Source organism: Ensifer sp. 22460, assembly GCF_052044935.1.
In the GTDB taxonomy this organism is placed as follows: Bacteria; Pseudomonadota; Alphaproteobacteria; order Rhizobiales; family Rhizobiaceae; genus Ensifer.
The window spans coordinates 228745-242217 of the sequence record NZ_JBQENZ010000009.1; the positions used below are offsets into that span (position 1 = coordinate 228745).

Genomic DNA, 13473 nt, shown 5'->3' on the forward strand with positions numbered 1-13473 from the left:
AATTGACGCTGTTCTGGACGGAAAACCGCTACACACTTTTCCTGGAACTGCTTTAGGGCGAGGGCTTCGTCCAGTTGATCGACGCCTTTTCAGTGAGCAGCGTCTGCTCGACCTCGGACCAGTGCTTGCGCGAATCGACCACCTTGTTCGGATTCTTCACAAGGCCGTCAGCAGCGCCCGGATCGTAGCTGAGGTACAGCTTGTCCTCGATGATGCGCCAGGCCTTGGGGTCGATGTTGGTCGTCACCGTGCCAAAGGAGACGCCGTCGGCGCAGTAGCCGCCATATTGCGGCGCATAGCGGGTGGGTTCCTTGATGAACTGGTCACGGTGCTCGGCGCTGGCGAACTGCCAGGTGGCGCCGAGCCAGCGATAGCTGAATTCTGGCGATCCTTCGACCGCCTTGTTCTCTGTAAAGTAGGCGACCGGATCATAACCCTTGATCGCCACGTCGCCGAAATAGCCGGTGTTGACGGGTTCTTCCGCCAACGCCGGACTGGCGAATGCGAGCAGCACCGCCGTCGCCGCGGTCGCAAATGGTATGGAGTGTCGAGACATGCCATGTCCTCCGTTTCCGGATGTGCTTGTTATTGTCGCTTGGTGCATTCGCCGTAGAGCCAGTCGCCGACGAGGTCGGCCTTCTGGCAGGTGGCTCCAGCCTTCAGCAACAGCTCGGCGGCCGGCCAGTGGGAGCGCCACCCCGCTTGCGTCAGCGGCGTGTAGCCGTTGCGTTCCTTGGCCTCGATGTCGGCCTTGTTGGTCAGCAGGAAAGCCACGATCTCGGCGTGGCCCTCTTCGGCTGCCGCATGCAGTGGCGACATCTTGTAGAAGTTGGCGACGTCGTTGACAGCAGCACCCTTGGCGACGAGCAGTTTGACGGTTTCGAGATTGCCGCCATAGGCGGCGGCGTGCAGGGCCGTCAGGCCGCCCTTGTTGCGGATCTCGATGTCGCCGCCGCGCTCGATGAGGAGCGCGACAACCTCGGTGCGTCCTTTCAGAGCGGCAATCAACAGCGCCGGCTCGCCGGCCGCATCGGGCTCGGTTATGTCGGTTCCCTGATCGAGCAACTGCTTGACGCGCTCCGTGTCGCCGTCCCGGGCCGCGTCATGCAAAGGGCCGGCCATGGCCACCGCAGCAAAGGACGCCACCGCGACGAATGCTGCCAGGATAGATTTCATCGCGCAACCTCCGCCCCAGCTTCGGTCTTGCCCAATTGGAAAGAGCGAAAATACCACAGGGCGACCGGTGGAAACAGGCGTTACCGTTGCCTGATCCATACTCCTTTTGGGTGGCTGCGATGATGAATGCCTGTCAGGCGGCGACCTGCATCAGGTCGAGCATGCGGTCGATCGCGCTCGGAATGGGCGCGATGATCGGCGTCGGGAACAGCGGCTGGAGCTGTTCGGCCGCCTGGCCGAGCGGGCCGCCACCGATGATGACGGCCTCGGCGCCATCCAATTCAACACACTGACGGACGGCGTCGCCGAGGGCTTCCAGCAGGCGCTCGGGGTGGGTGGAGAGCGCGAGCGGGTCGCCTGACGTGCAGCGGATGCCGGTATACTGGTCCCAGACGCCGAGATCGCGGGCGCGGTCGTCGATCGCCTGGATCAATTCCGGCGTCGTGGTGGCGACGCCGAACTTGCGGCCGTCCTGCGAGGCCTCGATCATCGAGGCCTCGCAGATGCCGATCACGGGGATCGCGAGGCGGCGTTTGAGGGCGGCAAGGCCGGGATCGCCGAAGGCGCTGACGACAATACCGAGGCATCCAGCCTCATGCCTTTCGCCGATCTCGACGACCTCGGCAGCGGCCGCATCCAACTGCTCGGGCGTCACGATCATCGGCGGGTTCCGCATGGCCGTGGCGACTGCCACGGCCATGCGTCCTGATGCAGCCCGGCGTGCGATGGAGACCATCATGTCGCTGGTGGCAAGCGAGCTGTTCGGGTTAATCAGAAGGATATGTGCACTCACGTTCTCAGTTCCGCGCCGACTTTGATTTCAGAAGTGTCAGCCTTTGCGAGGTCGGCATCGGCAGGCTGGGTCAGGTCTTCCATCGACATGCCATAGGTCTCGGGCCCGAGCTGGATGCAGAAGGCGAAGACCGCATACATGCCGGCGGCGAGACCGAAGACCCCGACCATGCCGTAGACGTCGAAGAGCGCGCCGGCGATGGTTGGGATGAAGGAGCCCGCGGCCGAGCCGGTTGCCAGGATCAGCGCCACGCCGAAGGCGCGGATGCGGGTCGGGAAGAGTTCGGGCGCATAGATCCAGATCGAGGTGTTGAGCAAGAGCACGAAGAACTGGAAGATCGCGCCGAACATCAGCACCAGATAGATGTTGGTGCCGAGATAGGCGATCGAGACCGCCGCAAGGCAGGCGAAGACGGCACCCAGGGTCAGCACCCTCTTGCGCGGGAAGTAATAGCCGAACATCGAGGCGGCGATAGCACCGAGCACACTGCCGCTCTGGATGATCATGCTGTAGAGCAGGCTTCCCTGGAGCGTGTAGCCCATGGACACGAAGATGATCGGCATCAAGGTGAGCACCGAGAGCTGGGCGCCGTAGCTCATCAGGATGGCGATGGCGACCGGGACGGTGCGGCCGATGAAGGGCGCGCGGAAGAGTTCCTTCCAGTCGCTCTTGGCCGGTTCTTGGTCCTTGAGGTGGTCCTTGGTCAGATATTCCTGGACCTTGAGGTTGCGCGGGCGCAGCGACCCGGAGGCGAGGATCGAAAGCACCTTATTGGCCTCGTCGATCTTGCCCTGTGATGCCAGGAAACGCGGTGTTTCCGGCACGAAACGGCGATAGAAGACGACAAGCAGGGCCGGCAGAGCAAGCGAGGCGAAAAGCCAGCGCCAGCTGTTTTCACCCGGGAAGAGGGTGAAGATCATCAGGCCGAAGGCAGGTGCCAGGAAGTTGCCGAAACCGCCAGCACCGACATTGACGAGGCCGGCTGCCGTGCCGCGGAATTTTGGCGAGCAGAATTCCGACAGCATCGTGACCGCCGTGGAGATCTCGCCGCCGACCCCGAAGCCGACGATGGCGCGGGCAAAGCAGAGGGTGGCGAAGTTCGGCGCCATGGCGCAGGCGGCCGAACCGATGGTGAAAAGCAGGAGGTTGATGGTCAGCATCACGCGGCGGCCGTAGCGGTCGCCAAGGATACCGGAGAGCAGGCGGCCGATGGCGGCGCTGCCGAAGGTGATGGTGTTGAGGAAGCCGATGTCGGTGCCTGTGAGCCCCCAATGTTCCTTCAGGATCGGGCCGGCGACGCCGATGGTGTTCTGCTCGAAGCTGTCGAACAGGCAGCCGATGAGCACGAGGGCGAGGATCTGCTTGTGGGCGCCGGTGACGCCAATTTTGGTGAAGGCTGATTCCAACTGTCTGATGACCGGCGATGACCTGCCGGACGGCACCATATTTTCCGCTGCCATGGTTCGTTCCCCTTTATGGCTTAACAACGTGAAAATGTGAAAACTCAGTTTCATGAAATCTACATCATGAAACTGAGGTTTCATAGAAGATTCTGTGATGCACTGCGAAAGGAAGGAGCCCTTCGCTGCATAAAATTCGTGGAATGCAGGTTTCGTGCCATCTCAAGAGAAACCACAGTTTCTCTTTTGCAGTCAGCGGCTTGGAGGCTGGCTGTCGTGTCGCAAGCGAACGAAACTGAGATTTCTTATGTGCAAAAAATAATCTGGCGTTTCAGGCCGCTGCCCAATCTACGCTCACAATTCCTCGAGCGCATCGTTGATGGCTTCGATGCCACGCAGCCGATTTCGACCGGCAGTGCCGGCGATTTCGATGCATCGTGTCGTCAAGAGATGGCAGAGCGCCATGACCGAGACGTGGTTGAAGAGGGGGCCTGGCGCCAGTGTCTGGCAGCGGAAATGCCATTCCGCCTGGTTGAGGAAGGGCACGCCCTCGTCGGTGATGTAGAGCAGCCGCGCGCCGGATTTTTCCAGCTGTCCGAGAATCGGCTCCATGAGGGAGACGCGCCGGCGCAGCCCGAAGAGGATCACGACATCGTCGCGGCCGATGCTGACCAGATGTTCGCCGAGCGTCTGGCCGCCGCCGGGGATGGCGGCGATGTGCTCGACCACCTGGGTCATCTGCCATTGCAGATAGGTGGCGAAGGAATGACTGGCGCGGAAGCCGATGACCCAGACCTTGCGGGCGCCGAGAATGGCGTTTGCCGCCGCCGTCACCTGGGTCTCGGAGATGGCGAGAAAGGTCGCCTCGATGTTGGCCACGCCTTGCGCCACATGTGAGGAGAGCGACTGTTCGCCGCCGCTGTCGGTGGCAGTCGCAAGGAACAGCCGCGAGCCCGTCTGCTTGTCGGCGCGAGCATGACGGCGCGCCTCCTCGTAGTTGTCGTAGCCCAAGCGCTGGATGAAGCGGGAGACGGTCGCCTTCGACACATGCGCCAGCGCCGCCAGCTCCTGGGCCGAGTAGCTCGCGACCTCGCCGGGAAAATCGCAAAGGAAATCCCCCAGCCGCCGCTCGGCCGGATGCAGCTCCGGCAGCACCTGGCGGACGCGCGTGAGGAAGGAGCGTTCTTTGGGGCTCATGTCGATTCCATGAAACTGTCGTTTCACGGCAATCTCTGATTTTCGAGAGGATATTGCAAGCGAGGCGGGCGGGTGCCGCCTCGCTTTCAACTGGGAACGGGGGAAGGTCCTACAGCGCCGCGCGTCTTATCAGACGCGCGAAGGTCGCTGTAGCACTTTGATTTGCTGCATGTCTTCGTCCTTAAATCGAGGTCGATTTAAGGAGACATGCAGTAGCCCCGCCGTCAGTACTTCGACGGCACGTAGAGTTCCGGCGGCAGCACCTTGCGCTCGTAATCCGGGTTGAAGACGCGTTCCGGCAGCGAGATTTCCTCGTGCGGCACCTCCTCGTAGGGGAACTGCGTCAGAAGATGATCGATGCAGTTGAGCCGGGCACGCTTCTTGTCGTTTCCTTCGACGATATGCCAGGGCGCTTCCGGAATGTTGGTGCGGGCGAAGGTCTCTTCCTTGGCCTTGGTATAGCCCTCCCAGCGCACCCGCGATTGCAGGTCCATGGGCGACAGCTTCCACTGCTTCAGCGGATCATGGATGCGCACAAGGAAGCGCATCTGCTGTTCTTCATCGGTGATCGAGAACCAGTACTTGACCAGCCGAATGCCCGAACGCACCAGCATGCGCTCGAATTCAGGGACGTCGTTGAAGAACTGCTCGACCTGATCTTCGGCGGCAAAGCCCATGACCCGCTCGACGCCGGAGCGGTTGTACCAGGAGCGGTCGAAGAGCACGATCTCGCCGCCGGCCGGCAAATGCGGCACGTAGCGCTGGAAATACCATTGCGTCTTTTCACGGTCGGAGGGTGCCGGCAGCGCGACGACGCGCACGACGCGCGGATTGAGCCTCTGGGTGATGCGCTTGATGACGCCGCCCTTGCCGGCGGAGTCACGCCCCTCGAAGATCACCACCACTTTTTCCTTGTGGTAGACCACCCAGTCCTGCAGCTTGATCAGCTCCGACTGCAGCTTCAGCAGCGCGCGGAAGTAATCGATGCGCGGGATCGTCGGCGGGTGGCTCTTGCGATAGATCTTGCGGATCTCCTCAGAGAGCGCCGGTTCTGAAAGCTCGAGTTCGTAGTCTTCGTCGAGCGTGTCGGCCAGTTCCGCTTCCAGCCAGTCCTGCGTCTCGATCTCGTCGTTCGACCTGTTCATCTGACCCTCCGATACGATGTGTCCACCGACAGCTTTGCAAATTCTATCGTTAGTCGGCTTATTTCACAGACGCATGAAAGGAATTTGACGCCGGGCGCTTCTGCGCCCCTGATCGTCCCTATCCCTTCATATACCAGCCCCAGGGTTCGTCGGTGTCGAAGCTGGTGATCTGCTTGGTCTCGAGATAGTTCGAAAGGCCCCAGCGGCCGAGCTCGCGGCCGATGCCCGATTGCTTGTAGCCGCCCCAGGGAGCCTCGGGGAAGGTCGGCTGCGAGCAGTTGATCCAGACGATACCGGCGCGAAAAGCCCGGGCGACGCGTTCGCAACGCTCGCGGTCAGCCGACATGACAGCCGCCGCGAGACCGAAGCGGCTGTCATTGGCCATGCGGATCGCGTCCGCCTCTTCGCGGAACGGCTTGACGCAGACGACTGGGCCGAAGATCTCCTCGCGCCAGACGAAGCTGTCTTCGCGCATGTCGGTCAGCACGGTCGGCTCGAGGAAGTAACCGCTGTTGAGGCCGGCCGGGCGGCCACCGCCTGCAGCGACCGTGGCACCGTCCTGCCGGGCGCGATCGATGGCGCCGATAACCTTGTCGTATTGACCTCTCGAAACGATCGGCCCGAGCAACGTGCCGTCCTCCAGGCCATTGCCGATCTTGATCTTCGCGGCCTCTTCGCAAAGACGGCTGACGACGGTCTCGTAAATCTCCTCCTCGACCAGCACCCGCGAGGTTGCCGAACAGACCTGGCCCTGGTTCCAGAAGATGCCGAACATGATCCATTCGACGGCCTTGTCGATGTCGCTGTCGGCAAAGACGACGAAGGGCGACTTGCCGCCGAGTTCGAGGCTGACATTCTTGATGTCCTGAGCGCCGGCCATCATCACCTTGCGGCCGGTCACGACAGAGCCGGTGAAGGCGAGCTTGTCGATCAGCGGATGCTCGGTGAGCGGCTGGCCGGCATCCTGGCCGGTGCCGGTGAGGATATTGAGCACGCCGGGCGGCAGCCCGACTTCCTCGGCAATGACGCCAAGCTCAAGCGCCGTCAGAGGCGTCAGTTCCGAGGGTTTGAGCACGATGGTGCAGCCGGCGGCAAGCGCCGGCGCCACTTTCCAGGAGACCATCAGCAGCGGATAGTTCCAGGGCGTGATGGCACCGACCACGCCGAGTGGCTCGCGCACGGCGCGTGCGGTGAAGCGGCTGTCGCCGACGGGGATCGTCTCCTCCGGATCGGCGTCCAGTTCCTCTGCGAGGCCGGCATAGAAGCGGAAGCAGCCGGCGGCGTCGTCGATGTCCCAGAGCGCCTCAGGCAGCGGCTTGCCGTTGTCGGCGACTTCGAGCCGCGCCAGCGAGTGGCGCTTCTCTTCGATCTTCGCAGCGATCGCCCGGAGATAGACGGCACGCTCAGTGCCTGACAGTTTCGGCCAGGAACCGCTGTCGAAGGCGATGCGGGCGGCCTTAGCGGCTCTGTCCACGTCTTCATAGGTCGCGGCCGGCGCCCGGTGGATGACCTCTTCCGTTGCCGGGTCGACCACGTCGAGCGTGCCGCCGCGCCGCGGTTTTTCCCATTTTCCGCCAATGAACAGCCGATCCTGCATGCCATAACCCCTTTTTAGCCCGGAGCAAGTATGGCCAGTCTATGCAAAGCGCGCCAGTCGCAAGTTACGGCTGGCGTTGATCTTTTTGGTTCGGAGACGTCGCTCAGCGGTCGGTAGCCGCCCGCGCCATGCTTTGAGGCTATCCGCTATCGCGTTGCGTTGGCCAATGCCGGAACAACATTGGCGATCTGTGTAATCACCATGCCGCCGACGATGAAGAGCAGGCCGGTCAGTCGCGCCGCATTGACCGGCTTTGCGGGGAAACCCATCAGGCCGAAGTGATCGATCAGCAGGGAGACCGCCATCTGGCCGGCGATGACGCCGACGATGAAGCTTGCCGCGCCGAGCTTCGGCGCAAGGAGGAGAGCAGCGGTCATATAGATCACGCCGGCGGCGCCGCCGATCCAGATCCACCACGGACCCTTGAATGCCGCCGCAAGGCTGGGCAACGGCGCCCGCAACGCGATCAGCATCGGCAGGATGAGCGCGAGACTGACACCGAGCGAGACGGTGGTCGCCCAGAGCGGATGGCCGAGGAGGCGGCCAAGGTTGGCATTGGCGCCGGCCTGGAGGGGGACGACGGCGCCGGCGAAGATCGCCGCGGCAAGCATGAGGAGGGAGGAGAGAGTGGGCATTGTTTTTTCCTTCTTGATTGCCTCATCCTCTCGTATCGATGTCAGGAATGGAAATTCAAATTTCGTACGTGTTACATTCGCCCCATGAATAATCTCGGTGGAATCGACCTGAACTTGCTGGTGGTGCTCGATGCGCTGCTGGCGGAACGCCATGTGTCGCGTGCGGCCCTGCGGCTGAACAAGAGCCAGCCGGCGGTCAGTCATGCGCTGGCGCGCTTGCGAGCTCTTTTCGACGATCCCTTGCTGGTGCGCCATGGCGGACAGCTTGAACCGACGGTGCGGGCGCTGGAGATCGCGCCACAGCTTGCCGAGGCCCTGGCGCACATGCGCCAGCTCATGGGCTCTCAGCCGTTCGATCCGGCAATGGAGCGCCATATCTTTCGGCTCGCGATGTCCGACTACGCCGCCCTCGTTCTGCTGCCGCGCTTGATGGCGGTGCTGCGCCGGCAAGCGCCGTACGTCGATCTCATCGTCAGCCAGGCGAGCCGCGAAGTGATGATGTCGCAAGTTGTCGACGGCGAGATCGATCTGGCGCTCGGGGTGTTTCCGACGCTGGTCGAGGATCTGAGGACATCGCTCCTGTTTAAGGAACACTTCGCCTGCCTGGCAGATGGCGCGAGCCTTGGTGGCGAAAAGGCGATGGATTTGACGGCCTATCTGGAGCGGCCGCATATTCTCGTTTCGCTGCGCGGCGACACCGGCAACGAGATCGACCTGGCGCTGGCGGCCGCGGGGCACAAACGCCGCATCGTGCTGGCGCTGCCCCATTGGAGTGCTGCGCCCGGCCTGGTTCTCGGCACGGACATGGTGCTTACGGTGGCACGCCGCATCCTACCGCGTGATGCTGAGGCCGGGTCACTGACCGTCTTCGATCCGCCCTTCGCCATCCCGTCTTTTTCGTTCCGTCAGATCTGGCATCGACGGCGCGACGGCGATCCCGCCCACCGCTGGCTCCGGGATCTGATCACCCACATTCTCGCGCCATCGGAGTCGGTTCCGGCCATCGTTTGATCGTGGGAAAATGTGATCCTGAAAATGAAAAGGCCCGGTGCGGCGATGCCGACCGGGCCTTTCTCATAGACTCTGTTTCGCGTCAGTCGTGGCTGACGCCCTGGATCGCCGAAACCTGCCATTCCGCGCCCGGCTTGCGGACGAAGGTCCAGAGCTCGACCGCTTCGGTCAGCTTGTCCGGATCACCGCTGATGACCTTGCCCGTGGCGCGGTCTCGCATCACGTCGATGCTTTCGTAACGCATGGCAACGGTCGCGTAGTGGGTCCCGTTTTCGGACCAGGCCTCGGCCACGTCGCCCTGGACAAGGTGCACGTCGCGCACATCGTTCTTGACGCCGCTCGTCGCGTTGTCGCTCAGCTCTTCGGCGAGGTAGGACATGGCTTCCGGCGTCGTCAGGCGACGCAACGTGCCGTAGTCTTCAGCGGCGTAGGCCGCCTGCACGTCCTTCAGCATCTTTTCGAACTGTTCGAGGTCGGCCTGCTGGACGCCGATTTCGTCAGCCGGGCCGTCGGTGACGGGGGCCGGTGCAGGTGCTGCCGTCGGGCGCGCGTTCGCCTGACCGCCGGCCTGGGCGCCACCGATGCTCGGAATCTTGAACGACGGCATGCCGTTCGGCTGAGCCGACGACCGCTCGGACGGGCCCGCATAGGCCGTCTGCTGGCGGTTGCGGCCGAAGAAGCGCATGGCAAGCATGATCAGACCGCCGATGAGGAGCATCTGCACGATCAGGCCGAGGAAACCGGCCGCACCGCCGAAGCCGCCGCCCATCAGCATGCCGATCAGGCCGCCGACCATGAGGCCGCCGAGCAGCGAGCCGCCAAAGCCGCTGAAGAAGCCCGGACGGGCGTTCGGCTGGGTAGCGTTCGGGCGCGTCTGGCCGGCCGCCGGATTGGTGGCGGTGGGGCCGGCGTCCTGGCGCGGCGTCATCGAGCGGTCGATCGGTGCCGCGTTGGTCGGCGCCGTGCGGGTAACGGGCGGCTGCGAGAAGGTGCGGGTGCCGCGGCTACCGAAACCGCCACCCGAACGCCGCGCTTCGGCGACGTCTACAACTGTCAACGCGACGGTCAAGCCAATCGCCATCATTGCCAGAGCTCGTCCAAGACGCCCAAATCGCTGCATTGCCATCACAACCCCTATTCTTGCTTGGGCTCAAAACTGAGCCATCAGGGCCTGATATAGGGGTTCAAGGCCCGTGATTTAAGCGTTTCGCCTCGTATTTCGGCCAGTTTACCGTTATCCGCTGCCGCTCTCCGGGCCGAATCCGGCGTCGAATCAGCACCTTCGATCACATTGGATGTCGCATTCGTTGACGCAAAACCACCCCGCATTTTCGCTAGCGATTGGCTGCCAGGATCATGGCGGCGGCCTTTTCGGCGATCATGATCGTCGGCGAATTGGTGTTGCCCGAGGTGATCGTCGGCATGATCGAGGCGTCGGCGATGCGCAACCCCTTGAGGCCGCGAAGGCGCAGTTCGGGATCGACAACGCTTTCAGCGTCAGCGCCCATGCGGCAGGTCCCGACCGGATGAAAGATCGTCGTGCCGATATCGCCGGCGGCGCGCTTCAGGTCGTCCTCCGTCTCGTAGGATGGCCCCGGTTTGAACTCGACCGGGTTGAAGCGGGCGAAGGAGGGCTGTTTGACGATCTGCCGCGTCAGGCGGATGGCGCTGACGGCGACGTTGCGATCGGCCTCTGCGGTCAGGTAGCGCGGCCGGATGTCCGGTGCCGCGGCGAAGTCCGGGCCTTTGAGGTGCACCGAGCCGCGGCTTTCCGGGCGCAGATTGCAAACGCTGGCGGTGATCGCCGGGAAAGAATGAACAGGTTCGCCGAACTTGTCGAGCGAGACCGGCTGCACGTGATATTGCAGGTCGGGCGTTTCCTTCTCCGGGCCGGACCGGGTGAAGATCCCGAGCTGGCTTGGTGCCATCGCCATCGGCCCGGAGCGTTTCAGCAGATATTCCAGCCCGATCGACGCCTTGCCGAAGAGTGAATTGGCCTTTTCGTTGAGCGTCGGCACGCCCGTCACCTTGTAGGCCATGCGCAGCTGCAGATGATCCTGCAAGTTCTCGCCGACGTTCGCGCGTTCGTGGCGGACCTCGATGCCGTTGGCCTGAAGCACGTCGCCGCGGCCGATGCCGGAGAGCTCAAGGATCTGCGGCGAGCCGATCGCGCCGGCGGAAAGCACGGTCTCGCGGGCTGCGCGGGCGCGTTTGACCGTGCCATCATGCTGGAACTCGACACCGGCGACGCGGTCGCCTTCGATGATCAGCTTGCGCACATGCGCCTTGGTCAGAACCGTCAGGTTGCCGCGCTTCTGCGCCGGGCGCAGGAACGCCTTCGCCGTGTTCCAGCGGATGCCGGAGCGCTGGTTGACGTCGAAATAGCCGGAGCCTTCGTTGCTGCCGCGGTTGAAATCCGGCGTTTCGGGAATGCCGGCTTCGGTGGCGGCTTTCTGGAACGCGTCGAGCACGTCCCAGCGCACGCGGGCCCTTTCCACCCGCCATTCGCCGCCAGCGCCGTGCATGTCGTTGGCACCCTTATAGTGGTCCTCCGACTTCTTGAAGAGCGGCAGCACGTCGTCCCAGCCCCAGCCGGTGCAGCCGAGCTGGCGCCAATGGTCGTAGTCGCGCGCCTGGCCGCGCATGTAGATCATGCCGTTGATCGAGGAGCAGCCGCCAAGCACCTTGCCGCGGGGATAGCCGAGGGAACGGCCGTTGAGGCCCTCTTCGGCGGCCGTCGTAAAGCACCAGTCGGTGCGCGGATTGTTGATGCAGTAGAGATAGCCGACCGGAATGTGGATCCAGTGGTAGTTGTCGCGGCCGCCGGCCTCGAGCAGCAGCACGCGATGGCTCAAGTTTTCGGAAAGGCGATTGGCAAGCACGCAGCCGGCGCTACCCGCCCCGACGACGATATAGTCGAACGTGTCCATTGGGTTCTCTTGGTGTTCGGGAACCGCCGCGAAACGGGCGCGTAGGAATGTACGCGGGCTCCTCTGCGCGGATGGCGGTGCCGTTTCGTTCTGTTCATAATTGGCCAGACATGCTCCTCAGATGTCGGCTCCGGCGACTACAATCCGGAAAAAACCGCTTGGATGCAAGCGGCCTGGACCGTAAATTGCGAAACAGGATCTGTTCATTTTCGAACAGATGGGGGTGGCGATGAATCCGAATTTCACCTGGGACGATCTGCAGTTCTTTCTCGCGGTTGCCCGTACCGGACAATTGTCGACGGCGGCCCGACGCCTGAGGACCAGCCATGCCACGGTCTCGCGTCGCATCGATCGGCTGGAGTTCGCGCTCAAGGTCAAGCTGTTCGAGCGCAATCCGCGCGGCTACGTGTTGACCGGCATGGGCAAGCGTTTCATCGAAACCGCCGAGCGGATCGAGCGCGAGACCGAACAATTGCAGCTCGACATCAATGATGGCCTGACGGCGCAGCGCGGCGTCGTGAGGTTGAGCACGCTTGAAGGCTTCGGCAATTTCTTCCTGGCCGATCGGTTGGCGGATTTTGCCGAAAACTATCCGAACGTCTCGCTGGAACTGGTGGCGATCCAGCAGATCATGTCGCTATCGCGCAAGGAAGCGGATATCCAGGTGGCGCTGACGGCGCCGAAAGCCGGACCTTACCAATCCGAGGTGCTGACGCCCTATACGCTGCATGTCTATGGCGCGCGCAGCTATCTCTCGAAACATCCGCCGATCACCGGACGCAACGACCTCGCCGCGCACCGCTTCGTCGGGTATATCGAAGACATGATCTTTGCGCCGGGCCTCGATTATCTGGGAGAACTCCAGCCGGGCCTGCATGCTCATTTCCAGAGTTCGAGCATCCTGACGCAGCTAAAGGCTGTGCGGCAGGGGCTGGGACTATGCGTGCTGCCGTACTTCATCGCGCAGCAGGAAGAAGACTTGGAGATCGTCCTGCCTGAAGAGATTGAGCTCAAGCGCACCTATTGGCTGGTTTGCCACCGGGATCTGGTCGCGGTGCCGCGGGTAAGGGCGGTGCGCGAATTCCTGATGCAGATCGTTCGGGAACACCGGGCGGATTTCACCCGGGAAACTGCGTCGCTGATGACGGGCATGCGGCGCATATCGCGATCGTAATCCGTGTCGAGTGATGCCGGGATGGGTCTCTTCGTGGCCAAGGGGTGATTTGCGCCGCAAACGCCCGTGTTTCCGCTCCTCGAAATCGACAGAGTTTATCAACAGTCGAAATAGTCATTTAGATTCAATGGCTTGTTCTTTTTTGAAGTTTTTTTGAAGATCGCTGTTGACGTCTGTGAGGATGGGGGTCTATAAGCCCGATCACTGACGAGGGCGGCGGCGCTGCTGGCGACGACGACCTTCGCTCTAGAGTTTCCCTGGTTGGCTGAGGCTGATTTTGGGGTCTGGGACGCGAGTTTCGGGCTTTGAGGAAACGGTTTGACGGACGGTGAGTTCGTCGGTTTTTTGACAATTGAATATAGAGAAAGAGAAACGTGGGCGGCGGAGCTCGTGAGGAACTCGAAAGGGTTCTTTC

At 62.5% G+C, this 13473-nt stretch carries 13 protein-coding genes; 2 read left to right on the top strand and 11 right to left on the bottom strand.

What is annotated here, in order from left to right; all coding sequences use genetic code 11:
• Window positions 1-52: 52 nt before the first annotated feature.
• The 8 genes from ACTJKM_RS14230 to ACTJKM_RS14265 form a co-directional block, all read right to left on the bottom strand.
• Window positions 53-556, bottom strand: a complete 504-nt coding sequence (locus tag ACTJKM_RS14230; protein WP_057255070.1) for a YHS domain-containing (seleno)protein — start codon at window positions 554-556, stop codon at window positions 53-55.
• A gap of 29 nt (window positions 557-585) precedes the next feature.
• The gene (locus ACTJKM_RS14235; protein ID WP_057255071.1) at window positions 586-1176 is read right to left on the bottom strand and encodes an ankyrin repeat domain-containing protein; all 591 of its coding nucleotides are present in this window, start codon (window positions 1174-1176) and stop codon (window positions 586-588) included.
• Between the two features lie 133 nt (window positions 1177-1309).
• Complete coding sequence (locus tag ACTJKM_RS14240) at window positions 1310-1969, bottom strand: aspartate/glutamate racemase family protein (RefSeq protein ID WP_440660539.1); 660 nt, start codon at window positions 1967-1969, stop codon at window positions 1310-1312.
• Window positions 1966-3429 (bottom strand): MFS transporter, encoded by a 1464-nt coding sequence (locus ACTJKM_RS14245; protein ID WP_058325623.1) that lies wholly within the window; start codon window positions 3427-3429, stop codon window positions 1966-1968. Before ACTJKM_RS14245 ends, ACTJKM_RS14240 begins: the two co-directional genes overlap by 4 nt.
• Window positions 3430-3723: 294 nt before the next feature.
• Window positions 3724-4566: a MurR/RpiR family transcriptional regulator gene (locus tag ACTJKM_RS14250; protein ID WP_057255074.1), complete on the bottom strand. Its 843-nt coding sequence runs from the start codon at window positions 4564-4566 to the stop codon at window positions 3724-3726.
• A gap of 224 nt (window positions 4567-4790) precedes the next feature.
• Window positions 4791-5711, bottom strand: coding sequence for a polyphosphate kinase 2 (ppk2, locus tag ACTJKM_RS14255; protein WP_057255075.1), 921 nt, complete (start codon window positions 5709-5711; stop codon window positions 4791-4793).
• Between the two features lie 118 nt (window positions 5712-5829).
• Window positions 5830-7308, bottom strand: coding sequence for an aldehyde dehydrogenase family protein (locus ACTJKM_RS14260; protein ID WP_058321780.1), 1479 nt, complete (start codon window positions 7306-7308; stop codon window positions 5830-5832).
• A 146-nt stretch (window positions 7309-7454) separates the two neighbouring features.
• Window positions 7455-7943, bottom strand: coding sequence for a DMT family transporter (locus ACTJKM_RS14265; RefSeq protein WP_440660540.1), 489 nt, complete (start codon window positions 7941-7943; stop codon window positions 7455-7457).
• 84 nt (window positions 7944-8027) lie between these two features.
• On the opposite strand from ACTJKM_RS14265, the gene ACTJKM_RS14270 reads away from it, so the two are divergent.
• Window positions 8028-8954, top strand: a complete 927-nt coding sequence (locus tag ACTJKM_RS14270) for a LysR family transcriptional regulator (protein ID WP_440660541.1) — start codon at window positions 8028-8030, stop codon at window positions 8952-8954.
• 82 nt (window positions 8955-9036) lie between these two features.
• On the opposite strand, the gene ACTJKM_RS14275 is transcribed toward ACTJKM_RS14270, so the two are convergent.
• Together ACTJKM_RS14275 and ACTJKM_RS14280 are read right to left on the bottom strand one after the other, a co-directional pair.
• Entirely contained in the window at window positions 9037-10074 is a 1038-nt protein-coding gene (locus tag ACTJKM_RS14275; RefSeq protein WP_113511610.1) for a Tim44 domain-containing protein, read from the bottom strand.
• A 214-nt stretch (window positions 10075-10288) separates the two neighbouring features.
• Window positions 10289-11884 (bottom strand): GMC family oxidoreductase, encoded by a 1596-nt coding sequence (locus tag ACTJKM_RS14280; protein WP_058325618.1) that lies wholly within the window; start codon window positions 11882-11884, stop codon window positions 10289-10291.
• Between the two features lie 229 nt (window positions 11885-12113).
• On the opposite strand from ACTJKM_RS14280, the gene ACTJKM_RS14285 reads away from it, so the two are divergent.
• A complete protein-coding gene (locus ACTJKM_RS14285) occupies window positions 12114-13058 on the top strand; it encodes a LysR family transcriptional regulator (protein ID WP_192495151.1) in 945 nt (314 codons plus the stop codon).
• 98 nt (window positions 13059-13156) lie between these two features.
• On the opposite strand, the gene ACTJKM_RS14290 is transcribed toward ACTJKM_RS14285, so the two are convergent.
• A partial coding sequence (locus ACTJKM_RS14290; RefSeq protein WP_440660543.1) for a hypothetical protein occupies window positions 13157-13473 on the bottom strand: 317 nt, incomplete at its 5' end.

Bases quoted from the DNA above. Each gene is read 5' to 3' on its own strand.
- ACTJKM_RS14270 (WP_440660541.1), top strand. From the start codon at position 8,028: ATGAATAATCTCGGTGGAATCGACCTGAACTTGCTGGTGGTGCTCGAT.
- ACTJKM_RS14245 (WP_058325623.1), bottom strand. From the start codon at position 3,429: ATGGCAGCGGAAAATATGGTGCCGTCCGGCAGGTCATCGCCGGTCATC.
- ACTJKM_RS14275 (WP_113511610.1), bottom strand. From the start codon at position 10,074: ATGCAGCGATTTGGGCGTCTTGGACGAGCTCTGGCAATGATGGCGATT.
- ACTJKM_RS14285 (WP_192495151.1), top strand. From the start codon at position 12,114: ATGAATCCGAATTTCACCTGGGACGATCTGCAGTTCTTTCTCGCGGTT.
- ACTJKM_RS14235 (WP_057255071.1), bottom strand. From the start codon at position 1,176: ATGAAATCTATCCTGGCAGCATTCGTCGCGGTGGCGTCCTTTGCTGCG.
- ACTJKM_RS14280 (WP_058325618.1), bottom strand. From the start codon at position 11,884: ATGGACACGTTCGACTATATCGTCGTCGGGGCGGGTAGCGCCGGCTGC.
- ppk2 (WP_057255075.1), bottom strand. From the start codon at position 5,711: ATGAACAGGTCGAACGACGAGATCGAGACGCAGGACTGGCTGGAAGCG.
- ACTJKM_RS14265 (WP_440660540.1), bottom strand. From the start codon at position 7,943: ATGCCCACTCTCTCCTCCCTCCTCATGCTTGCCGCGGCGATCTTCGCC.
- ACTJKM_RS14260 (WP_058321780.1), bottom strand. From the start codon at position 7,308: ATGCAGGATCGGCTGTTCATTGGCGGAAAATGGGAAAAACCGCGGCGC.
- ACTJKM_RS14230 (WP_057255070.1), bottom strand. From the start codon at position 556: ATGTCTCGACACTCCATACCATTTGCGACCGCGGCGACGGCGGTGCTG.
- ACTJKM_RS14250 (WP_057255074.1), bottom strand. From the start codon at position 4,566: ATGAGCCCCAAAGAACGCTCCTTCCTCACGCGCGTCCGCCAGGTGCTG.